The 22,117-nt window shown below is 61.2% G+C and carries 20 protein-coding genes; 7 read left to right on the forward strand and 13 right to left on the reverse strand.

The window, feature by feature from the left end; genetic code table 11:
• Positions 1–35 precede the first annotated feature (35 nt).
• Entirely contained in the window at positions 36–1,223 is a 1,188-nt protein-coding gene (locus tag EIY71_RS16040) for an MFS transporter (protein ID WP_039769755.1), read from the reverse strand.
• Positions 1,224–1,464: 241 nt separating this feature from the next.
• Between EIY71_RS16040 and EIY71_RS16045 the strand changes: the two genes are divergently transcribed.
• A complete protein-coding gene (locus EIY71_RS16045) occupies positions 1,465–2,085 on the forward strand; it encodes a DUF5666 domain-containing protein (RefSeq protein WP_039769760.1) in 621 nt (206 codons plus the stop codon).
• 55 nt (positions 2,086–2,140) lie between these two features.
• Here the strand turns inward: EIY71_RS16045 and EIY71_RS16050 are convergent, their stop codons facing one another.
• The 8 genes from EIY71_RS16050 to gcl form a co-directional block, all read right to left on the reverse strand.
• The gene (locus tag EIY71_RS16050; RefSeq protein ID WP_134022273.1) at positions 2,141–3,139 is read right to left on the reverse strand and encodes a sulfate ABC transporter substrate-binding protein; all 999 of its coding nucleotides are present in this window, start codon (positions 3,137–3,139) and stop codon (positions 2,141–2,143) included.
• A 106-nt stretch (positions 3,140–3,245) separates the two neighbouring features.
• The gene (locus EIY71_RS16055; protein ID WP_129973898.1) at positions 3,246–4,070 is read right to left on the reverse strand and encodes an ion transporter; all 825 of its coding nucleotides are present in this window, start codon (positions 4,068–4,070) and stop codon (positions 3,246–3,248) included.
• Positions 4,071–4,091: 21 nt separating this feature from the next.
• Positions 4,092–5,006 (reverse strand): urea transporter, encoded by a 915-nt coding sequence (locus EIY71_RS16060; protein ID WP_129973897.1) that lies wholly within the window; start codon positions 5,004–5,006, stop codon positions 4,092–4,094.
• 144 nt (positions 5,007–5,150) lie between these two features.
• Complete coding sequence (gene pyk / locus EIY71_RS16065; RefSeq protein WP_085710519.1) at positions 5,151–6,566, reverse strand: pyruvate kinase; 1,416 nt, start codon at positions 6,564–6,566, stop codon at positions 5,151–5,153.
• On the reverse strand, positions 6,563–7,837 hold the full coding sequence (locus EIY71_RS16070; RefSeq protein ID WP_039769767.1) for a glycerate kinase: 1,275 nt from the start codon (positions 7,835–7,837) through the stop codon (positions 6,563–6,565). The genes pyk and EIY71_RS16070 overlap by 4 nt, the downstream gene beginning before the upstream one ends.
• 177 nt (positions 7,838–8,014) lie before the next feature.
• Positions 8,015–8,908, reverse strand: a complete 894-nt coding sequence (locus tag EIY71_RS16075) for a 2-hydroxy-3-oxopropionate reductase (RefSeq protein ID WP_064594449.1) — start codon at positions 8,906–8,908, stop codon at positions 8,015–8,017.
• A 42-nt stretch (positions 8,909–8,950) separates the two neighbouring features.
• Positions 8,951–9,733, reverse strand: a complete 783-nt coding sequence (hyi, locus tag EIY71_RS16080) for a hydroxypyruvate isomerase (protein ID WP_096822135.1) — start codon at positions 9,731–9,733, stop codon at positions 8,951–8,953.
• 88 nt (positions 9,734–9,821) lie between these two features.
• On the reverse strand, positions 9,822–11,597 hold the full coding sequence (gene gcl / locus EIY71_RS16085) for a glyoxylate carboligase (RefSeq protein WP_085747087.1): 1,776 nt from the start codon (positions 11,595–11,597) through the stop codon (positions 9,822–9,824).
• Positions 11,598–11,865: 268 nt separating this feature from the next.
• Here gcl and EIY71_RS16090 point away from each other — a divergent pair, with 268 nt between their 5' ends.
• Positions 11,866–12,306 (forward strand): heme-binding protein, encoded by a 441-nt coding sequence (locus EIY71_RS16090; protein ID WP_011333104.1) that lies wholly within the window; start codon positions 11,866–11,868, stop codon positions 12,304–12,306.
• A 91-nt stretch (positions 12,307–12,397) separates the two neighbouring features.
• On the opposite strand, the gene EIY71_RS16095 is transcribed toward EIY71_RS16090, so the two are convergent.
• Positions 12,398–13,003, reverse strand: a complete 606-nt coding sequence (locus EIY71_RS16095) for a TetR/AcrR family transcriptional regulator (protein WP_007959290.1) — start codon at positions 13,001–13,003, stop codon at positions 12,398–12,400.
• Between the two features lie 134 nt (positions 13,004–13,137).
• Between EIY71_RS16095 and EIY71_RS16100 the strand changes: the two genes are divergently transcribed.
• Positions 13,138–14,052, forward strand: a complete 915-nt coding sequence (locus EIY71_RS16100) for a DUF808 domain-containing protein (RefSeq protein ID WP_039769774.1) — start codon at positions 13,138–13,140, stop codon at positions 14,050–14,052.
• Positions 14,053–14,116: 64 nt separating this feature from the next.
• On the opposite strand, the gene EIY71_RS16105 is transcribed toward EIY71_RS16100, so the two are convergent.
• Both EIY71_RS16105 and EIY71_RS16110 read right to left on the reverse strand, forming a co-directional pair.
• The gene (locus tag EIY71_RS16105) at positions 14,117–14,905 is read right to left on the reverse strand and encodes a VacJ family lipoprotein (protein ID WP_129973896.1); all 789 of its coding nucleotides are present in this window, start codon (positions 14,903–14,905) and stop codon (positions 14,117–14,119) included.
• Positions 14,898–16,196 carry a serine/threonine protein kinase gene (locus EIY71_RS16110; RefSeq protein ID WP_129973895.1) on the reverse strand — a complete coding sequence of 433 codons (1,299 nt, stop codon included), beginning with the start codon at positions 16,194–16,196 and terminating at the stop codon, positions 14,898–14,900. Before EIY71_RS16110 ends, EIY71_RS16105 begins: the two co-directional genes overlap by 8 nt.
• Positions 16,197–16,419: 223 nt before the next feature.
• On the opposite strand from EIY71_RS16110, the gene EIY71_RS16115 reads away from it, so the two are divergent.
• Complete coding sequence (locus EIY71_RS16115) at positions 16,420–16,791, forward strand: hypothetical protein (protein ID WP_102686061.1); 372 nt, start codon at positions 16,420–16,422, stop codon at positions 16,789–16,791.
• 49 nt (positions 16,792–16,840) lie between these two features.
• On the opposite strand, the gene EIY71_RS16120 is transcribed toward EIY71_RS16115, so the two are convergent.
• Positions 16,841–18,436 carry a beta (1-6) glucans synthase gene (locus tag EIY71_RS16120; protein ID WP_134022275.1) on the reverse strand — a complete coding sequence of 532 codons (1,596 nt, stop codon included), beginning with the start codon at positions 18,434–18,436 and terminating at the stop codon, positions 16,841–16,843.
• 287 nt (positions 18,437–18,723) lie between these two features.
• Here EIY71_RS16120 and EIY71_RS16130 point away from each other — a divergent pair, with 287 nt between their 5' ends.
• The 3 genes from EIY71_RS16130 to EIY71_RS16140 all read left to right on the forward strand — a co-directional run bounded on the left by EIY71_RS16130 (position 18,724) and on the right by EIY71_RS16140 (position 21,772).
• Complete coding sequence (locus EIY71_RS16130; protein WP_134022278.1) at positions 18,724–19,575, forward strand: glycine betaine ABC transporter substrate-binding protein; 852 nt, start codon at positions 18,724–18,726, stop codon at positions 19,573–19,575.
• A 230-nt stretch (positions 19,576–19,805) separates the two neighbouring features.
• Positions 19,806–20,117 (forward strand): DUF485 domain-containing protein, encoded by a 312-nt coding sequence (locus EIY71_RS16135; protein ID WP_007959307.1) that lies wholly within the window; start codon positions 19,806–19,808, stop codon positions 20,115–20,117.
• Positions 20,114–21,772 carry a cation acetate symporter gene (locus EIY71_RS16140; protein ID WP_064594474.1) on the forward strand — a complete coding sequence of 553 codons (1,659 nt, stop codon included), beginning with the start codon at positions 20,114–20,116 and terminating at the stop codon, positions 21,770–21,772. The genes EIY71_RS16135 and EIY71_RS16140 overlap by 4 nt, the downstream gene beginning before the upstream one ends.
• Positions 21,773–22,117: the final 345 nt, after the last annotated feature.

Consider the following 22,117-nt stretch of genomic DNA (forward strand, 5'->3'; position numbering starts at 1 on the left):
TGTCGGATCAGCGATCCGGCAGTGCTTTTCAGAGTCTAGGCCGTTGCCAGAACAGGCTTCTGCGAAGCACTCAAAAACCGCACAAGCGCCAGCAGCGGGAACGCGCTGCCAACAATCACGATCCACAACCAGCCGCCATGCTCGTACACCGCACTCGCCACTGACGAGCCGAAGGCGCCGCCGACGAAGATGCTGGTCATGTACAGCGCGTTGAGGCGGCCGCGGCTTTTGGCGTCGAGGGAGTAGACCGCGCGCTGGCCGAGCACCATGTTCATCTGCACGCAGAAATCGAGCACCACGCCGGTCACGGCCAGGCCGATCACGCTGTAGGCCGGGTGGATGAAGGCGGGCAGGAAGCTCAGGCTGGCGAACAGCATGGCCAGCAACGAAGCGATGCGGGTGTGGCCGGCGTCGGCCAGGCGTCCGCTGATCGGGGCGGCGATGGCACCGATGGCGCCGACCAGGGCGAAGATCGCGATTTCACTCTGGGACAGGCCATGGTTGCGCGCCAGTTCCAGCGGTACGGCGGTCCAGAACAGGCTGAAGGTGGCGAACATGCAAGCCTGATAAAACGCCCGCTGACGCAGCACCGGTTGTTTGCGCAGCAGCGTCCACAACGAACCCAGCAACTGGCCGTAGGAGGCGCTGTGATCCGGCTGGCGCTTGGGCACAGTCAGCGCCAGAACCACGCTGATCGCTGCCATCAAGGCTGCGGCGATCATGAACATCGCCCGCCAGCCGAGATGGTCGGCGACCACGCTCGACACTGGCCGCGCCAGCAGAATCCCCAGCAGCAAACCGCCCATGATCCCGCCGACCACCCGGCCACGGGATTCTTCCGGCGCCAGATGAGCCGCCAATGGAATCAACACCTGCACCGACACCGAGCTGAACCCCACCAGCAACGAAATCAGCAGGAACACATTCGGTTGATCGGTAAACGCCGCACCCAGCAGGCTGGCAATTGCCACCACGGTGGTGATGATCATCAACCGGCGGTTTTCCAGCAGGTCCGCCAGCGGCACCAGGAAGAACAGGCCCAGCGCATAGCCGATCTGGGTCAGCGACACGATGAAGCTGGCCATGGTGTCGGTCAGGCCGATGTCTGGCGCGATGAGGCCGATGATCGGCTGGGCGTAGTAGATGTTGGCAACGATGGCGCCGCAGCAGAAAGCGAACAGCAGCACCATGCCTCGGGTCATTGTGTGAGTTGTGGCGGTCATAGGGTTTCTCGATCCAGCGAAAAGGAATGCGGTGAGGCTAAGGGACGGGCCGAGCCGGCAGTAGAGGCTTCTGATCGATATCAGTTATTCCGTTGCGGAACAGGTGGCGCCGAACAATCCATTGTTCATCGGCGAACCTTGCGTCCGACCGTTGAGCGTCGATGATACATTCACTTACATCTTGTTCGATAGCGTGCTTATGTTGTGACCGGGTTTCAGCATTCATCAACGGAGGATTGCGATGTTTCGTCAGTTGCTTCGCCACACCACAACGATTGCCCTGATCAGTCTGCTCGGCGCCACGGCCGTGCAGGCCGCCGAAGCGCCCGGCATGCGCATGGGCGTGCGCGGCGAGATCACCGGGGTCAGCCCCGACTCGCTCAAGGTTCACGTCAACAGCGGTGAAAACGTCGTGATCCAGTTGACCCCGGACACCAAGGTCCGCGCGGTCACCCTGGCCAACATCGAAGACATCAAGCCCGGCAGCTACATCGGCTCGGCCGCCATTCCCCAAGAGGATGGCACGCTCAAGGCGCTGGAGGTTCACGTGTTCCCGCCAGAGCTGGCCGGCAGCGGCGACGGTCATCGGCCGTTCGACCTGGCCAAGGGCAGCAGCATGACCAACGGCAGCGTCGGCGATTTGGTGGTGAGCAACGGCCGGGTGCTGACCGTCAACTACAAGGGCGGCCAGCAGAAGATCCTGGTGCCGGAGGACGTGCCGATCGTCAACCTGACGCCGGGTGATCGCAGCCTGCTCAAGGTCGGGGTGAAGATCGTCACCTTCGTGACCCAGAGCGCGGATGGCACGCTGACTGCGCAATCGATCTCGGCGGGCAAGGATGGCGTCAAGCCGCCGATGTAGCCGGCCACAAAAAAGGCGACCTCTGCAGGTCGCCTTTTTCATGTCAGCTCAAGCCTTACTGGCCGCTGTAGATCTGGTCGAAGATCCCGCCATCGTTGAAGTGGGTCTTCTGCACGGTGCGCCAGTCGCCGAAGGTCTTCTCGACCGACAGGAAGTCGACTTTCGGGAAACGGTCGGTGTACTTGGTCAGCACCGCCGGGTCACGTGGACGCAGGTAGTTGGCGGCCGCGATTTCCTGACCTTCCGGCGACCACAGGAACTTCAGGTATTCCTCGGCAGCGGCGCGGGATCCTTTCTTCTCGACCACTTTGTCGACCACCGACACTGGCGGCTCGGCTTCGGCGGAGACGCTCGGGTAGATGACTTCGAACTGGTCGCGGCCGAACTCGCGGGCGATCATTTCGGCTTCGTTTTCGAAGGTCACCAGCACGTCGCCGATCTGGTTGGTCATGAACGTGGTGGTCGCGGCGCGGCCACCGGTATCCAGCACCGGTGCCTGTTTGAACAGCTTGCCGACGAAGTCCTTGGCCTTGTTCTCGTCACCGCCGTTTTTCAGCACGTAGCCCCAGGCCGACAGGTAGGTGTAGCGGCCGTTGCCCGAGGTTTTCGGGTTCGGCACGATCACTTGCACGCCTTCCTTGAGCAGGTCCGGCCAGTCTTTCAGGGCTTTCGGGTTGCCTTTGCGCACGATGAACACGGTGGCCGAGGTGAATGGCGCACTGTTGTTCGGCAGGCGGGTGACCCAGTCCTTCGGCACCAGTTGGCCGTTATCGGCCAGGGCGTTGATGTCGGTGGCCATGTTCATGGTGATCACGTCAGCCGGCAAACCGTCGATCACGGAGCGAGCCTGTTTGCTCGAACCACCGAAAGACATCTGCACGGTGATGGCTTCCTTGTGTTCGGCCTGCCAGTGTTTCTGGAACGCAGTGTTGTAGTCCTTGTAGAAATCGCGCATCACGTCGTAGGACACGTTGAGCAGGGTCGGTGCAGCCTGAGCCACGCTGCCGAAGGCAAGACCAGCGGCGAGAAGTGAGGCGCCAAAGAGTTTTTTCACTGCGCATTCCTTGTTCTGTAGGGGGTGTTTTTTACAAAGATGAGGCCATTTGCCAGCGACTATAGCGGGGCACGCATAGTCGTTTAAAGATTAAAAAGAACTTTGCTTATTCCATCTTCTTGAATAACTGATTGCCGCATCGCGAACAAAAGGCGGCGCCGCTTTCATGGCTCTTTTTCTGGCAAACCGGGCAGTCGTGTTGCAACTGTTCACCACGCATCGCATTGGCCAGTTCGGCGGTGAAGATTCCGGTGGGTACCGCGATGATCGAGTAACCAGTGATCATCACCAGCGACGAAATCACCTGGCCCAATGGAGTCTTCGGCACGATGTCGCCGAAGCCGACGGTGGTCAGGGTCACGATAGCCCAATAGATGCCCTTGGGAATGCTGGTGAAGCCGTGTTCCGGGCCTTCGATCACGTACATCAACGTACCGAACACCGTTACCAGTGTGCAGACGCTCACCAGAAACACCACGATCTTCTGCTTGCTGCCACGCAGCGCCGACATCAGGTAGTTGGCTTGCTTGAGGTACGGACTGAGTTTGAGGACGCGGAAAATTCGCAGCATCCGGATGATCCGGATAATCAACAGGTACTGCGCATCGCTGTAGTACAGCGCGAGAATGCCCGGCACGATCGCCAGCAGATCCACCAATCCATAAAAACTGAAGGCATAGCGCAGCGGTTTGGGCGAGCAGTACAGACGCAGAATGTACTCGCCGGCAAAGATGATGGTGAACCCCCACTCGATATACGCCAGCACATCGGCGTAATTGCGGTGAACGCTGTCGATGCTGTCGAGCATCACGATCACCAGGCTGGCCAGAATGATCAGCAGCAGAATGCCGTCGAAACGTCGCCCGGCGGGGGTGTCGCTCTGGAAAATCATGACGTAAAGCTGTTCACGCCAGTGCTGGTTACTGTCCATGGATCACGCCTGAATCAAAGATCAGCGCAGCCTAGGTTGATTCTCCCCGTGAGCGCAAGGCGCGCCGTTGATCTGCGGTTGCTGCATCAGGCGAATGCCGGTGCGCAGCAGCCAGCAGGCGAGAATGAACGGTGCCGTGAGGGTTGCCAGACCCAAGGCACTGAACAGCGGCGTCAGCAGCAGCGCCAGGCCGATGCCGAACAGCGGCAGCCACGGTTGCTGGCGTTGGGCGCTGAAGGCGAGGGCGGCGAGCACCGCGTTGTAGCCACCCAACCCCAGCAACGCGACCTGGCTGTCGTGGTGCAACAGACTGGAACCCAGACCGATTACCGAAGCCAGCAGCGCCCAGGCAAAGGCCCGGCGATCGGCGATCAGCAAACCGGCGGCGATCAATCCACCGGCCAACGGATGGTCGAGGAACATCACCTGACCGAAGCCTTTCAGGGCGGCACCGAGCAGGTTCACGATGTTCAGCTCAAGTGCCGGAGCCGGCGTCGAAGGCTCGGCGAAACACAGGAACACCCAGCTCAACAATACGAACGGTGCAGTGTAGACGGGCAGGTACTCGGTGAGGCGTGCGCGCTTGAGCCATTGCTGCGTGATCATCGCGCTCAGACCGCCGGCCGCCAGAATCAGCGGCGGCAGCATCGGCGACCAGGGGAAATACAGGCTCAGCAACAGACCGACCAGCACGCCGTTGTAGCTGAACAGTCCGGCCTGGCGATCCGCCTTGGCGTAGTTGCGCCGTTGCGCGGTGAGCAAACCGGCGACCGCGCCCAGCAGCGCGCCGGCGAACAGCACCGGCGCGGTAAATAAAATGGCCAGAAGGCACAGGAGTCCACACAGCGGATGGCGCTGGAGGAAGATTTGACTGAAGCCGTTGAGCAAGGCCTCGGCCCAGTCAGGGCAGTGGGTGTTGAAATGATTGGCAGGCATGTCTGGAGAATCTGGGCAGTGGGAAAATCAAAAGGTCTTGCTTGAAGCGGTGGCGAGGAGCTCGTGCCCGGTGAATGCGGTGTCTCTTGTGGAAACCGTCATGCCGGGCGGCGGGAGCACGCTCCCTCGCCACACAGGTGTTGCTTAAATCAATGTTTCGATCCGCAGCGAATTGGTCGACCCCGGCTGCCCGAACGGCACACCCGCGGTGATCAGCAACGTATCGCCACGCTCGGCCATTCCTTGAGCCTGAGCGATTTCCAGCGCGGTCGAGCACACCTCATCCACCTGACGCAGGCGATCATTGACCACCGAATGAATGCCCCACGCCACGCTCAACCGGCGGGCGGTCTGCAGGTTCGGCGTCAGGTTGAGGATCGGCGCTTTCGGCCGCTCCCGCGCTGCACGCAGACTCGATGCGCCGGACTCGCTGTAATTGACCAGCACCGCCACCGGCAGCACGTTGCTGATCCGGCGGATCGCGCAGCTGATTGCATCGGACACGGTCGCTTCGGCTTTCGGCCGGCTGACGTCGAGTTGGGTCTGGTAGTCCGGACCGTTTTCCACCTGGCGGATGATCTTGCTCATCATCTGCACGGCTTCCAGCGGATACTCGCCGGATGCGGTTTCGGCCGACAGCATCACCGCATCGGCGCCTTCGGCTACGGCGTTGGCGACGTCGGTGACTTCAGCGCGGGTCGGCGCCGGCGAGAAGCGCATCGACTCGAGCATCTGCGTCGCCACCACCACCGGTTTGCCGAGCTGGCGGCACGTGGTGATGATGTTTTTCTGGATCTGCGGCACGCTCTCGGCCGGCACTTCCACGCCCAGGTCGCCGCGAGCCACCATGATCGCGTCGCTCAGTTCGGCGATCTCGCGCAGTTGCTCGACGGCCGACGGCTTCTCGATTTTCGCCATCAGGAACGCCTTGTCGCCGATCAGTTCGCGGGCCTCGATGATGTCTTGCGGGCGCTGCACGAACGACAGCGCGACCCAGTCCACACCCAGCTCCAGACCGAAGCTCAGGTCGCGACGATCCTTGGTGGTCAACGGGCTCAGGTCGAGCACCGCTTGCGGCACGTTCACGCCTTTGCGGTCCGACAGTTCGCCGCCGTTGAGCACGGTGGTGTCGATCGCGTCGGAGTATTTGGTGACGACGCGCAGACGCAGTTTGCCGTCATCGAGCAGCAGATCCATCCCGGCTTCCAGCGCGGCGATGATCTCCGGATGCGGCAGGTTAACCCGGCGTTCGTCGCCCGGTGTTGCGTCCAGATCGAGGCGGAAGGCCTGACCGCGATGCAACTGAACCTTGCCGTCAGCGAACTTGCCGACCCGCAGTTTCGGCCCTTGCAGGTCCATCAGGATCCCGAGCGGGTAGTTGAGCTGGCGCTCGACTTCGCGGATCCACTGATAGCGCTTGGCGTGGTCGGCGTGATCGCCGTGGCTGAAGTTGAGGCGGAAGATATTGACCCCGGCCTCGACCAGCTCGCGGATGTCTTCGATGCCGTCGACGGCAGGCCCGAGGGTGGCGAGGATTTTGACCTTTTTATCAGGCGTCATGATTTAGAGCTCTCGAGGATCAGGATGGCGCGGAAGTCGTTGACGTTGGTGCGGGTCGGCTCGGTGACGATCAGCGCATCGAGCGCCTCGAAGTAGCCGTAGCCGTTGTTGTTATCCAGCTCGTCGCTGGCGCTCAGGCCCAGGGCGGCGGCGCGGGCGTAGCTGTCCGGGGTCATGATCGCGCCGGCGTTGTCTTCCGAGCCGTCGATGCCGTCGGTGTCACCGGCCAGCGCATAAACGCCGGGCTGGCCCTTGAGGCTGTCGGTGAGGCTGAGGAGGAATTCGGCGTTGCGGCCGCCACGGCCATTGCCGCGCACGGTCACGGTGGTTTCGCCGCCGGAGAGAATCACGCACGGCGCTGCCAGCGGCTGGCCGTGATGAATGATCTGGCGCGCGATGCCGGCGTGGACTTTCGCCACTTCGCGGGATTCGCCTTCCAGGTCGCCGAGGATCAGCGTGCTGAAACCGGCCTGACGGCATTTCACTGCCGCGGCATCCAGCGATTGCTGAGGGCGGGCGATCAACTGGAAGTGACTGCGGGCCAGGCTCGGATCACCGGGTTTGACGGTTTCCGATTCCGGGCTCTGCAGCCAGCTGCGCACGGAGGCCGGAATCTCGATGCCGTAACGTTTGATGATCGCCAGCGCTTCGGCGCTGGTGCTCGGGTCGGCCACGGTCGGGCCGGAGGCGATGACCGTGGCGAGGTCGCCCGGTACATCGGAAATCGCGTAGGTATAAACAGTCGCCGGCCAGCAGGCCTTGCCCAGGCGTCCGCCCTTGATCGCCGAGAGGTGCTTGCGCACACAGTTCATCTCGCCGATGGTCGCGCCGGATTTGAGCAGGGCCTTGTTGATCGACTGCTTGTCGGCCAGGGTGATGCCTTCGGCCGGCAGCGCCAGCAGGGCAGAGCCGCCGCCGGACAACAGGAAGATCACGCGGTCGTCTTCGGTCAGGTTGCTGACCAGTTCCAGCACGCGTTTGGCCACGGCCAGACCGGCAGCATCCGGCACCGGGTGCGCGGCTTCGACCACTTCGATTTTTTCGCACGGGGCGCCGTGACCGTAGCGGGTCACCACAAGACCCGAGACTTCACCTTCCCAGCAGCGCTCGACCACTTGCGCCATGGCAGCGGCAGCCTTGCCGGCGCCGATGACGATCACGCGACCTGTGCGATCGGCCGGCAGATGCGCTTCGAGGACCTGGTTCGGATGGGCCGCGTCGATGGCTGTGGCAAACAGCTCGCGCAGCAGTTGTTGCGGATCGACCGACATGGCGGGCTCCCAATCTTATTGTTCTTGGTTAGTGCAGGTGATCGTTCCCACGCTCTGCGTGGGAATGCTTCAATGGACGCTCTACGTCCGCTTCGGCAGGGACGCGGAGCGTCCCGGGCTGCATTCCCACGCAGACGGTTCGACGCCTCGACGTGGGAACGAGCGACGGGGCAGGGCTTACTTCTTGTCGCGAATCGAGAAGTTGGCCATGTGTTCCAGGCCCTTGATCAGCGCCGAGTGGTCCCAGTTGCTGCCACCGATGGCCGCGCAGGTGCTGAACACTTGCTGGGCGTTGGCGGTGTTCGGCAGGTTGATGTTCAGCTCCTTGGCGCCTTGCAGGGCCAGGTTCAGGTCCTTCTGGTGCAGGCTGATGCGGAAGCCCGGATCGAAGGTGCCTTTGATCATGCGCTCGCCGTGCACTTCGAGGATCTTCGAGGAGGCGAAACCGCCCATCAGCGCTTCACGCACCTTGGCCGGATCGGCACCGTTTTTCGAAGCGAACAGCAGGGCTTCGGCGACGGCCTGAATGTTCAGGGCAACGATGATCTGGTTCGCCACCTTGGCGGTCTGACCGTCGCCATTGCCACCGACCAGGGTGATGTTCTTGCCCATGGCCTGGAACAGCGGCAGTGCGCGTTCGAAGGCATCGGCGTCGCCACCGACCATGATGCTCAGGGTTGCGGCCTTGGCACCGACTTCACCACCGGACACCGGGGCGTCGAGGTATTGCGCGCCTTTCTCGTTGATCTTCGCAGCGAAAGCCTTGGTGGCGGTCGGCGAGATCGAGCTCATGTCGATCACGACCTTGCCTTTGCCGATGCCGGCAGCGACGCCGTCGGCGCGGAACAGCACGTCATCGACCTGCGGGGTATCCGGCACCATGACGATGATGAATTCAGCTTCCTGGGCCACTTCGCGTGGGTTGGCCAGAGCGACGGCGCCAGCGGCGACCAGGTCGGCAGGGGCGGCGTCGTGGTGCGCCGACAGGAACAGGCTGTGACCGGCTTTCTGCAGGTTCGCCGCCATTGGGTGGCCCATGATGCCGGTGCCGATGAATCCGATTTTAGCCATGAGAAAATCCTCTTGTTTTTGTCTTGCTCAAGCAAATAGGGGTCAGATCGCGTTGTGGCTCTTCAGCCAGCCGAGGCCCGCTTCAGTGGTGGTCAGCGGTTTGTACTCGCAGCCGACCCAGCCCTGATAACCGATGCGATCGAGGTGTTCGAACAGGAAGCGGTAGTTGATCTCGCCAGTGCCCGGCTCGTTGCGGCCCGGGTTGTCGGCCAGCTGCACATGGTTGATCTCGGCCAGGTGCGATTGCAGGGTGCGGGCCAGATCGCCTTCCATGATTTGCATGTGATAGATGTCGTATTGCAGGAACAGGTTGGCGCTGCCGACCTGCTCGCGAATCGACAGGGCCTGCGCCGTGTTGTTCAGGTAGAAGCCCGGGATGTCGCGGGTGTTGATCGCTTCCATCACCAGTTTGATGCCGACGGCTTGCAGCTTGTCGGCGGCGTACTTGAGGTTGGCGACGAAGGTCTTTTCAACAGTGGCATCGTCCACGCCCTGCGGACGGATACCGGCCAGGCAGTTGACCTGGGTGTTGCCCAGAACCTGTGCGTAAGCGATGGCCAGATCGACCCCGGCGCGGAACTCTTCGACCCGGTCCGGCAGGCACGCGATACCGCGCTCGCCCTTGGCCCAGTCACCGGCCGGCAGGTTGAACAGCACTTGGGTCAGACCGTTGGCGTCGAGTTTGGCCTTGATTTCGGCAGAGCTGAAATCGTACGGGAACAGGTACTCGACACCGCTGAAGCCAGCCTTGGCGGCGGCGTCGAAACGGGCAAGGAAATCCTGTTCGGTGAACAGCATGGACAGGTTGGCTGCGAAACGCGGCATGGTGGTCTCCTAAAACAGTTTTGACACGGTTGGTCAGACTGAACGCGATCAAGTCCCCTCTCCCGGAGGGAGAGGGAGCCGGTTACGTTCAGTCGAGCAACGAAATCGCCGTAGGCGCATCGTTGCCGACCAGCGCCAGGTCTTCGAATTCGTTGACGGCGTTGATCTCGGTCCCCATGGAGATGTTGGTCACACGCTCCAGAATGATCTCGACGATCACCGGCACCTTGAACTCTTCGATCAGCTCTTCGGCCTTGCGCAGGGCAGGGGCGATGTCAGCCGGTTCGAACACACGCAGCGCTTTACAGCCCAGGCCTTCGGCGACTGCGACGTGGTCGACACCATAACCGTTGAGTTCCGGCGCGTTCAGGTTATCGAAGGACAGCTGCACGCAGTAGTCCATATCGAACCCGCGCTGGGCCTGACGGATCAGACCCAGGTACGAGTTGTTCACCACGACGTGGATGTACGGCAGTTTGAACTGAGCGCCGACCGCCAGTTCTTCGATCATGAACTGGAAATCATAGTCCCCCGACAGGGCCACGACTTTACGGTTCGGATCGGCCTTCACCACGCCCAGCGCTGCCGGAATGGTCCAGCCCAACGGGCCGGCCTGGCCGCAGTTGATCCAGTGACGCGGCTTGTAGACGTGCAGGAACTGCGCGCCGGCAATCTGCGACAGACCGATGGTGCTGACGTAGCAAGTGTCCTTGCCGAACACTTGGTTCATTTCTTCGTAAACGCGCTGCGGCTTGACCGGCACGTTGTCGAAATGGGTCTTGCGGTGCAGGCTGGCCTTGCGCTGCTGGCAATCCTGCAGCCAGGCAGAGCGGTTCTTCAGTTTGCCGGCGGCTTGCCATTCACGGGCGACTTCGATGAACACGGTCAGCGCGGCTGCGGCGTCGGAAACGATGCCCAGGTCCGGAGTGAACACGCGGCCGATCTGAGTCGGTTCGATGTCGACGTGAATGAACTTGCGGCCTTCGGTGTAAACGTCGACCGAGCCGGTGTGACGGTTGGCCCAGCGGTTGCCGACGCCCAGTACCACGTCGGATTTCAGCATCGTGGCGTTGCCGTAGCGGTGCGAAGTCTGCAGACCGACCATGCCGACCATCAGCGGGTGATCGTCAGGAATGGTGCCCCAGCCCATCAGGGTCGGGATTACTGGAATGCCGGTCAGCTCGGCGAACTCGACCAGCAGCTCGCTGGCGTCGGCGTTGATGATGCCGCCGCCGGCCACCAGCAATGGACGCTCGGCCTGATCGAGCATCGCCAGGGCTTTTTCGACTTGCACGCGGGTCGCGCTCGGCTTGGCCAGCGGCAGTGGCTGGTAAGCGTCGATGTCGAATTCGATTTCAGCCATCTGCACGTCGAACGGCAGGTCGATCAGCACCGGGCCCGGACGGCCGGAGCGCATTTCATAGAAGGCTTTCTGAAAGGCGTAAGGCACCTGGCCCGGCTCCAGAACGGTGGTCGCCCACTTGGTCACCGGCTTGACGATGCTGGTGATGTCGACGGCCTGGAAGTCTTCCTTGTGCATACGGGCGCGGGGGGCTTGCCCGGTGATGCAGAGGATCGGGATCGAGTCCGCGGAGGCGCTGTACAGACCGGTGACCATGTCGGTACCGGCCGGGCCGGAAGTACCGATGCACACGCCGATGTTGCCGGCCTTGGTGCGGGTGTAGCCCTCGGCCATGTGCGAGGCGCCTTCAACGTGGCGAGCGAGGACGTGATCGATGCCACCGACTTTCTGCAAGGCGGAGTACAGCGGGTTGATTGCAGCGCCTGGAATGCCAAAAGCGGTATCAACCCCTTCACGGCGCATCACCAGAACGGCGGCTTCGATTGCTCTCATTTTGCTCATGGTTTTGTGCCTCTTTACGTTTTGTAATTGTATACAAGTGGCTTTGCGCAGAGTGTATTCACGGCGGACGGCGCAGGTCAATCCATTTTCTCAAGCGCCTGTTTCATTCGTCGGAAGCCTTTTCTGCTGTGGCTTTTCGTCGCATGGGGCGCTTTTCGAGAATTATTGTATACAAAAAAATAGTTCATTGTGTTCTATTTATTGCATCTGGCTGCGGCAGAAAAGCGCAGCCCAACGACTTTCCCAATAACAAAATGAGGACGGCACCATGAGCGCTTTAACCTTGAAAGTCGCAGTCAAGCTGGTCAACGAAGCCATCAATGCGGGGCGGGCCATCTCCGCCGCGCCGCTGACCATCGCGGTACTGGATACCGGCGGCCATCTGGTCACCTTGCAACGCGAAGACGGTGCCAGCCTGCTGCGCCCGAACATCGCCATCGGCAAAGCCTGGGGCGCCATCGCGCTGGGCAAGGGCTCACGCCTGCTGGCGCTGGACGCGCAACAACGCCCGGCGTTCATCGCCGCACTTAACAGCATGGGGCAGGGCAGCGTCGTGCCGGCACCGGGTGGTGTGCTGATTCGTGATCAGGCGGGGAACGTGCTGGGTGCGATCGGCATCAGCGGCGATCTGTCGGACATCGATGAGCAGGTCGCAATCAAGGCCGTGGAGGCCCTGGACCTGCGGGCGGATGCGGGGGTGGCAGCCTGAGTGGCTAAAACCGGATAGTCGCTGAAACGCGCAAGCCCGCCCTCACAGGATGATGTGAGGGCGGGCTTGTTTGTGTCTGGAGGTGCGGACTTCAGTCCGGCTCGCAGCCCTTGAGCACCAACCGGATGATGGTTTGTGCTGCCGCTTCATAGTCGGCTTCGTCGAGCTTGTCCTTGCCGGTGACGGCGGAGATCTGCCAGTCGAAGTCGGCGTAGGTCTGGGTTGCGGCCCAGATGCTGAACATCAGGTGGTTGGGGTCGATCGGGGCGATCTGGCCGCGGTCGATCCAGGTCTGGATGCAGTCGATGTTGTGCTTGGCCTGGCCGTTGAGCTGCTCGACCAGGTCGGCGCTCAGGTGCGGGGCGCCGTGCATGATTTCGCTGGCGAACACCTTGGAGGCGAAAGGCAGGTCGCGGGAGATGCGGATCTTCGAGCGGATGTAGCCGCTCAGCACTTCGCTCGGTACGCCGTCCGGGTTGAACGGGGTCGAGGCCTGCAGGATCGGCACGATGATACTTTCCAGCACCTCGCGGTAGAGGTTTTCCTTGGACTTGAAGTAGTAATAGACGTTGGGCTTGGGCAGTCCTGCCTTGGCGGCGATGTCGCTGGTTTTGGTGGCAGCGAAGCCCTTGTCGGCAAACTCTTCACTGGCTGCACGCAGGATCAGTTCTTTGTTGCGCTCGCGGATTGTGCTCATAAACCCGGTGGTTCCTTGCCTGTTCTGGCGGTTGCGCATGGTAGCACCGGCCTCGCGCGGCGCTCAACAATGCCCCGTGTGGCCTGCAGTCGCGGTATGCTGCGCGGCATTATTCACATAAGGAAACAAGATTCATGGCAGGAAGCAGTTTGCTGGTGCTGATCGACGACATCGCCACCGTTCTGGACGACGTTGCGTTGATGACCAAAATGGCTGCCAAGAAGACCGCCGGCGTGCTCGGCGACGACTTGGCGCTCAACGCCCAGCAGGTCTCCGGCGTACGCGCGGAGCGGGAAATTCCCGTCGTTTGGGCGGTGGCCAAGGGCTCGTTCGTCAACAAACTGATTCTGGTGCCGTCGGCGCTGGCGATCAGTGCGTTCGTGCCGTGGCTGGTGACGCCGCTGCTGATGGTCGGTGGCGCCTACCTGTGTTTCGAGGGTTTCGAAAAGCTCGCGCACAAGTTCCTGCACAGCAAGGCCGAAGACGAGGCCGAGCATGCGCAACTGGTTGACGCCGTGGCCGATCCGGCCACCGATCTGGTGGCGTACGAGAAAGACAAGATCAAGGGCGCGATCCGCACCGACTTCATCCTCTCGGCGGAAATCATCGCCATCACCCTCGGTACCGTGGCCGATGCTTCGCTGACCCAGCAAGTGATCGTGATGTCGGGCATCGCCATTGTCATGACCGTGGGCGTTTACGGCCTGGTGGCCGGTATCGTCAAACTCGATGACCTCGGTCTGTGGCTGACTCAGAAGCCCGGCCAGATGGCCAAAAGTATCGGCAACGGCATCCTGCGCGCCGCGCCCTACATGATGAAAAGCCTGTCGGTGATCGGCACCGCAGCGATGTTCCTGGTCGGTGGCGGCATCCTGACCCACGGCGTGCCGGTGGTGCATCACTGGATCGAAAGCGTCGGCGCAGCGGCCGGTGGCGCCGGGTTTGTGGTGCCGATGCTGTTGAACGGCGTGGCGGGGATCATCGCGGGTGCGGTGGTGCTGGCGGGCGTGTCCGTGATCGGCAAAGTCTGGAAAGCGCTGAAGGGTTGAATCCTGAGGCAAACAAAAAGGCCATTCGACTCGCATCGAATGGCCTTTTTTGTGGCCGGCGTTTTTACTCGGCGATCTGCAACTTGCGCGACTCGGTGTAGACGTAGCGCACCTTCTCGTACTCGAACGGTGAGTTCAGCTGACCGTAGCGGAAGCTGGTCTGGTAACGCTTGTCGACGCCACGCAGTACCCACACTTCCGGATGGTTGGAGCTGACTTCCGAGACGTTGAGGAAGTTGATCGCAGACTCGGCGGTGTAGTCCACGGCCAGACCTGCAGTATCACGCAGATTCGACGGGCCGAGGATCGGCAGCACGAAGTAGGCGCCGCCCGGTACGCCGTAGAAGCCCAGGGTCTGGCCGAAGTCTTCGTTCTGACGCGGCAGGCCCATGGCGGTGGCCGGATCCCAGAGCCCGGCGATGCCGATGGTGGTGTTGAGCAGCAGGCGCGCGGTGGTTTCCATCGAGCGCTTGCCCTTGAACTGCAACAGGCTGTTGACCAGGTTCGGCACGTCGCCAATGTTGTTGAAGAAGTTGCTCACGCCGGTGCGCACGAAGCTCGGAGTGATGTAGCGATAGCCATCGACCACCGGCAGGAACACCCATTGGTCAAAGCGGTAGTTGAAGTGGTAGACGCGGCGGTTCCACTCTTCCAGCGGGTCGTAGACGTTCAGCGCGTTGAGGGTCGAGCGCTCGAACTCGCGCTGATCCAGCCCCGGGTTGAACTTGAGTTTGGACAGCGGCTCCTTGAAGCCGTCGCTGTCGATGACCACCGGTGCATTGGCTTTGCTGTTGTCGGCCTGGGCCATACCTGCACTGAGGAGCGCTGCAATCAGCAGAAGATATTTAGCCACGGAAGAACTCCAGCATGGCGTCGCTGTTGACGCGGTAGTTAAGGTTGCCGCAATGGCCGCCCAGCGGGTAAACGGTCAGGCGATCGCCGAAGGTCTTGCGCAGGAAACCGAGGTCGCCCGGGCCGAGGATCACGTCATCGGCGTTGTGCATGACGGCGATTTTCGGGCTGTCGTGCAGGTAATCCTTCAGGGCGTAGAGGCTCACCTGATCGATCAGCTGCAGCAGGCTGCCGCCGTCGGTGCGGGCGCGCCACATCGGAATCACCTGTTCGGTGAGGTAGCAGTCGAAGTCGCATTGCAGCGCACGCTTGAGGAACGGCGTGAGGCTGGTGCCTTCGGTGATCGGGAATTTCGGCGGGGTGATCAGGCCGCGACGGTTGATCAGGTCCGAAGTGAACGCGATATCGGCCGCCGAGAAGCGGAACGAAGTGCCGATCAGCATAGCCATCTGCTCGTTGCTCAGGTGCTGCTTGGACTGCTGGAAGTCGTAGAGCAGCGCATCGTTGAGGTCGATGTAACCCTTCTGCTGGAAGTAACGGGTCAGTTTGCTCAGCACCAGTTCATAGAAGGTGGTGCTGTTGTTGATGCCCTTGACCTCGGTCTGCACCAGCTTGTCGAGGTTGGTGATCGAGGTGTAGAGGTTGACCGGCGGATTGAGCAGCAGGACTTTCTTGAAGTTGAAGCTGCGGCGGGTTTCATCCAGGTGGGCAACGAACGCCGCGTCCAGCGCGCCGAGGCTGTAGCCGCTGAGGTAATAGTCGGTGACCGGCAGTTTCGGGTTCTGCGCCCGCACGGCCTGCATCACCCGGTACATGTCTTCGGCGTCTTCCTTGGTCACGCCGGGGGTGGCGAAACGCGAGGCGGCGCTCATGAAGTCGAAGCTGGTCGGCGAAGACAGCTGCACCACGTGGTAGCCGGCCTTGTAATAAAGCTTCTTCAGGTATTCGTTGAGCGTGCTGTCGTAGCGCGCGCCGGTGCCGGCGATCAGGAAGATCAGCGGCGCGGCCTTGTCCTGGGTGGCGATGCGGTAGGTGAGTTTTTTCACCGGCCAGAAATTGTCCGGCAGGATGAATTCGCGCTCGGGGCGCAGGGTGACGCTGCGATCGGTCTGATCGATGTCGTCGTCCAGTGGCAGTTCAGGGCGCAAGTCCGGCGGCGTGGTGGCGATGGTCGCCTCGAACGGATTGGTCAGGGGATAGCCATAGCTGGCGGCGTCGATATCCACCGCCAGCGCGGACGCACTCAGAATAAGGCCGCCAAACAGGGCGGCGAAGCGCAAGGAACGGAGCATGACTAGATCCCTTAGAGGAAGGTGCCGAATGAGGTTCGCAGGCTATGACCACCGGGTTTGCGCCAAAGTGCCATGCCACGGCACCAAACTGACGGAATTCGGAGTAATAGTAGCCGGACGATACACTTTGCAAGGAAGGAATGACCAGTTAAGAGTTGTTAGTCCTTGCGTATGCGCGGCGGCAGATTAAGCTGGCCGCCGATTTCATCGATTGGAGTGTTCCATGTCCCGCCGCTTGCCCGTGATTCTGCTGCTCGTTCTGTTGCCGTTGTGGCTGGCCGCCAGTTATGGCGCGCGTTATGGCTTCATGGAAGATGCGCAGTGGGTGGGCATCTGCGTGGATGAGGCGAGCCGCTGGGAATGCTCGGTGCGCTCGAACCTGGGCCTGATGATTCATTTTCAGATGCTGGGCTGGGCGGCGGTCGCGGCTGCGGTGATCGGTTTTGTCGTGCCGGGACGGGCAGGGTGGTGGCTGGCGGTGCTGGCGCTGGTGTTCGGGTTGCCGGCGCTGGCGCTGTACAACACGACGCTGGCGGTGTTTGCGGTGGTGATTGCCGGGTTGCGACTGGTGCGGGAATCGCGCGACGCCAAGTAGTCATGCATCGCGGGCTCGCCCGCGATGCAATGCTTTCAGATGCTGAAGGTCAGCCCTTGCGAGCCCGCAGGCAGCGCCAAAGTGCAGCCACCATCAACACGCTGACCAGCGCCCAACTCCACGCCTGCTGATTCTGCAATCCTTCACGGAACAGCTGCGGCGCAATGCCGGCGCCGATGATGAAGGTCAGCAGGGCGATCTCCCGCCGGGCAACGGGCACCGGGCGGCACAGGTAAACCAGCGCTGGCAGGATGAAGGCCACGCTCGGAAAGCTGCGATAGCGCGGATCGAATACCAGCTCCAGCATCATCACGGCAGCGGCGAAACCGGCTGCCGCCACCAGCCAGCCGGCCCGTCGCTCGAAAGCGTTGAACGCCTGTTCACGCCAGCCACTGCGGGCGCTCAAGGTCAGCGCGGCATGGGCCAGCACCAACAGATTCAGAGCCGTCAGCAACCCGACCCACAGCCATTCGCTGGCAAATCGCGTGGTCACCCGGGCCAGATCACCCCAGGCACCAATCGAGCAGGCGGCGAGGGCGCCGAGCAGCGGCAGGATCAGCGCCGAACGCGTCGTACGAACCCGACCACCCAGCAGCAGTGTTCCGAGGAAAATCAGTCCACCGACCGCCAGCCACTGCGACCAGTAGGGTACGTTCGACACTGGACCGGCCAACACGCCCTTGTCCTGGCGATTCGCATCGAACAGCCCCCAGTAACCGCCGACCGCGCCTTCGCTGCCGCGCTTCCACGGCTGGTCGAACGCTTCGATCAGGTTGTAACGCCAGCCTTCCTGTTCGGCGAGGGTGACAAAACCACGAATGAACTTGGCCTCGTTGACCCGGCTCGGCAGCGCGGTCTCACGCTGGCGGCCTTCGCTCGGCCAGCCGGTTTCGCCAATCATCACGTCTTTTGGGGCGAACTTGTTGCCGAACACCTGACGCACTTCGGCCACATGATGCAGGGCCGCGTCGATGTTCGATGGATCGTCTTCCCAGTACGGCAGCAAGTGAATGGTCAGGAAATCCACCGCCGGCGCGACTTCCGGGTGCTTGAGCCAGAATTCCCAGACATCGGCGTAGGTCACCGGCTGCTTGATGTGGCTTTTGACCTTGTTGATCAGCTTCACCAGTTGGGTGGCGGTCACTTCCTTGCGCAGCAAGGCTTCGTTGCCGACGATCACGGCGCTGACCACGTCCGGGTTGGCGTTGGCCGAGGCGATCAGCAGATCGACTTCCTTCTCGGTGTCGACCGGATTGCTGTTGACCCACGCGCCGATCATCAACTTCAAACCGTGCTTGCGCGCCAGATCCGGCAGCGCTTCGAGGCCCGTCATCGAGTAGGTACGGATGCATTCGAAACGGGTGGCGAGCAGGGCGAGGTCGGCGTCCATGCGCTCCGGGCGCAGTTTGAACGGCACGTCGAACGGCGACTGGTCCTTGTCGAACGGGGTGTAGGAGGCGCATTGCAGCTTGTGGCTCGGGGTGGCGACGTCCGGCAGGATCACCGGTTTACCGAGGCCGTACCAGAAGCCGCACAGGGCAAACAGCCCGAGCAGGCAGGCGAACACATAAGGAAAAAAGGGGAAGCGGGAAGTCGCGGACATGGTCAGGCCGAGTGGCTGCAAAGCGACGCATGTTACCTGCATTTATAAGCAGGTTGGTGGCCCGCACGATTTTGACATGCAAAGTTCGGGCGGATTGTCTGGCGCCAAATATCCTGACGCAGTTAATGGCTTTCTGATGTCGTTTCTCGTTGCTTCGAGGTCGCTGGCAGAGCAGGTCTTAACGGGCGTCAGGTTGATGATCAGACTCATCAGTACTCCGCTGATGTTCGAACGAGTTCGCGAACGGGCGTGATGGGGGCGCCGAGCACCATAACAACACGTTGACGATGCCCGGCATCCGTCGGGCGCAGCATTTCGGGGAAGTAACGATGAAGATGCGACGACTTTTAGGCGCAGGTGCCGCTCTGGTGCTTGCGATGGGCTCCACACTCGCCAGTGCTGAAACCAAGACCCTGAACATCGGTTACGTTGACGGCTGGTCCGACAGCGTCGCGACCACCCACGTGGCGGCCGAAGTGATCAAGCAGAAACTCGGCTACGACGTGAAACTGCAAGCCGTCGCTACCGGCATCATGTGGCAGGGCGTTGCCACCGGCAAACTCGACGCCATGCTCTCGGCCTGGCTGCCGGTGACCCACGGCGAATACTGGACCAAGAACAAGGATCAGGTCGTCGATTACGGCCCGAACTTCAAGGATGCGAAAATCGGTCTGATCGTGCCAGAGTACGTCAAGGCCAAGACCATCGAAGACCTGAAAACCGACGACTCCTTCAAAAAGCGCATCGTTGGCATCGACGCCGGTTCAGGCGTGATGCTCAAGACCGATCAGGCGATCAAGGATTACGACCTGACCGGCTATCAACTCAAGGCCAGTTCCGGCGCCGGCATGATTGCCGAGCTGACCCGTGCCGAGAAGAAAAACGAATCCATCGCCGTCACCGGCTGGGTGCCGCACTGGATGTTCGCCAAGTGGAAACTGCGCTTCCTCGACGACCCGAAAGGCGTGTACGGCGCGGCTGAAACCGTGAACAGCATCGGCAGCAAGGAACTGGCGACCAAGGCGCCGGAAGTGGCCAAGTTCCTGAAGAACTTCCAGTGGGCTTCGAAAGACGAAATCGGCGAAGTCATGCTGGCGATTCAGGACGGTGCAAAACCTGACGCAGCGGCCAAGGATTGGATTGCCAAACACCCGGAACGTGTTGCCGACTGGACCAAGTGATTTAAGCCGAAGCGTCTAATCTGCGCTTCCCGGGGCCGCCCGACATGACAGTCGGGCGGCCTTTTTTGTTTGCCCACTATTAATAAGCAGCGTTGGCCGTTTTCGGCTTGTCTGGAAATTGGCAAAAACGTCATGGCGTTCTACTACTAAGGTCGTCTGGAACCCGGCTCGCAGCCGCATACAGTGGATATGTTCCAAAAATAAAAATCTGTGCTGCGAGGATAAAAACAATGAACGACAGCATTTACCTCTCGATTCAGAACAGCCCGCGCTTCAAGGAGCTGGTCAAGAAAAGAGAAAGGTTCGCCTGGATACTCTCGGCGATCATGCTCGGGCTCTACTCCGGCTTCATCCTTCTGATCGCGTACGGGCCGCAAGTGCTCGGCACGAAAATCAGTCCCGAATCGTCCATCACCTGGGGCATCCCGATCGGTGTCGGACTGATTATCTCGGCCTTTATCCTGACCGGCATTTACGTGCGCCGCGCCAATGGCGAGTTCGACGACCTGAACAACGCGATTCTCAAGGAGGCTCAGCAATGATCCGGCGTCTACTGGCTCTTTTGAGCATCGCAGCGTTCGCTCCAGCCGTCTGGGCCGCTGACGCCCTGACCGGCGAAGTCCACAAACAACCACTCAACGTTTCCGCGATCGTCATGTTCGTCGCGTTCGTTGGCGCAACCCTGTGCATCACTTACTGGGCGTCCAAACGCAACAACTCGGCGGCCGACTACTATGCGGCGGGCGGCAAGATCACCGGTTTCCAGAACGGTCTGGCGATTGCCGGTGACTACATGTCGGCGGCGTCCTTCCTGGGTATTTCCGCGCTGGTGTTCACCTCCGGCTACGACGGCCTGATCTACTCGATCGGCTTCCTGGTGGGCTGGCCGATCATTCTGTTCCTGATCGCCGAGCGTCTGCGTAACCTGGGCAAATACACCTTTGCCGACGTGGCGTCCTACCGCCTCGGGCAAACCCAGATTCGCACCCTGTCTGCCTGCGGTTCGCTGGTGGTGGTGGCGTTCTACCTGATCGCGCAAATGGTCGGTGCCGGCAAGCTGATCCAGCTGCTGTTCGGTCTCGACTACCACGTTGCGGTGATTCTGGTCGGTATCCTGATGTGCATGTACGTGCTGTTCGGCGGCATGCTGGCGACCACCTGGGTGCAGATCATCAAGGCGGTGCTGTTGCTGTCCGGTGCCTCGTTCATGGCGCTGATGGTGATGAAGCACGTCAACTTCGACTTCAACACCCTGTTCTCCGAAGCCATCAAGGTTCACGCCAAAGGCGAAGCGATCATGAGCCCGGGCGGTCTGGTAAAAGATCCGATCTCGGCGTTCTCCCTCGGCCTGGCACTGATGTTCGGTACCGCTGGCCTGCCGCACATCCTGATGCGCTTCTTCACTGTTAGCGACGCGAAAGAAGCCCGCAAGAGCGTGCTGTACGCGACCGGTTTCATTGGCTACTTCTACATCCTGACCTTCATCATCGGCTTCGGCGCGATCCTGCTGGTCAGCACCAACCCGGCCTTCAAAGATGCGGCGGGCGCTCTGCTCGGCGGCAACAACATGGCAGCGGTGCACCTGGCCAACGCCGTGGGCGGCAGCGTGTTCCTCGGCTTCATCTCGGCGGTGGCGTTCGCGACCATTCTGGCAGTAGTGGCCGGTCTGACTCTGGCCGGTGCTTCGGCGGTGTCTCACGACCTGTACGCCAGCGTGATCAAGAAGGGCAAGGCCAACGAGAAGGATGAGATCCGCGTTTCGAAGATCACCACCATCGCACTGGGCGTTCTGGCCATCGGCCTGGGCATCCTGTTCGAAAGCCAGAACATTGCGTTCATGGTGGGTCTGGCGTTCTCCATCGCGGCGAGCTGCAACTTCCCGGTGCTGCTGCTTTCGATGTACTGGAAGAAGCTGACCACCCGTGGCGCCATGATTGGCGGCTGGTTGGGTCTGGTGAGTGCGGTGGGTCTGATGATCCTTGGCCCGACCATCTGGGTGCAGATTCTGCATCATGAGAAGGCGATCTTCCCTTATGAGTATCCGGCGTTGTTCTCGATGATCATTGCGTTTATCGGGATCTGGTTCTTCTCCGTTACCGACAAGTCGGCGGCGGCTGAGAACGAGCGTGCGGCGTTCTTCCCGCAGTTTGTGCGTTCGCAGACTGGGTTGGGGGCTAGTGGGGCGGTTTCGCACTGAGGCTTTTGGATTGAATATGTAGTTTGAGTTGGATGGAAATGCCCTGGTCGAGAGATTGGGGCATTTTTTTGTGGGCGGTTATCGGACTTTCTTGGGGGTAATTTTGGTTTGTGTGTATATCCGTTGCTGCGGTAACGGCTTCTTAGGGTTTCGCCCTTACGGCGAGTCACCTTTTCCAAACGCCGAAAAGGTAACCCAAAAGGCTTTACCCTGACGTACGGCCCTCGCTGTGGCTCGGGTTCCTTCGCTCCGGGATTGATCCGGGGGCATCGCCTACGGTTTGCTTCGCTGCACCTCCTCTCGATGTGTTTGGCTTCGCCAAACGGTCGCTGCGCTCCCACCCCC

The organism is Pseudomonas sp. CH235, assembly GCF_004368175.1.
Taxonomy (GTDB): domain Bacteria; phylum Pseudomonadota; class Gammaproteobacteria; order Pseudomonadales; family Pseudomonadaceae; genus Aquipseudomonas; species Aquipseudomonas paraglycinae.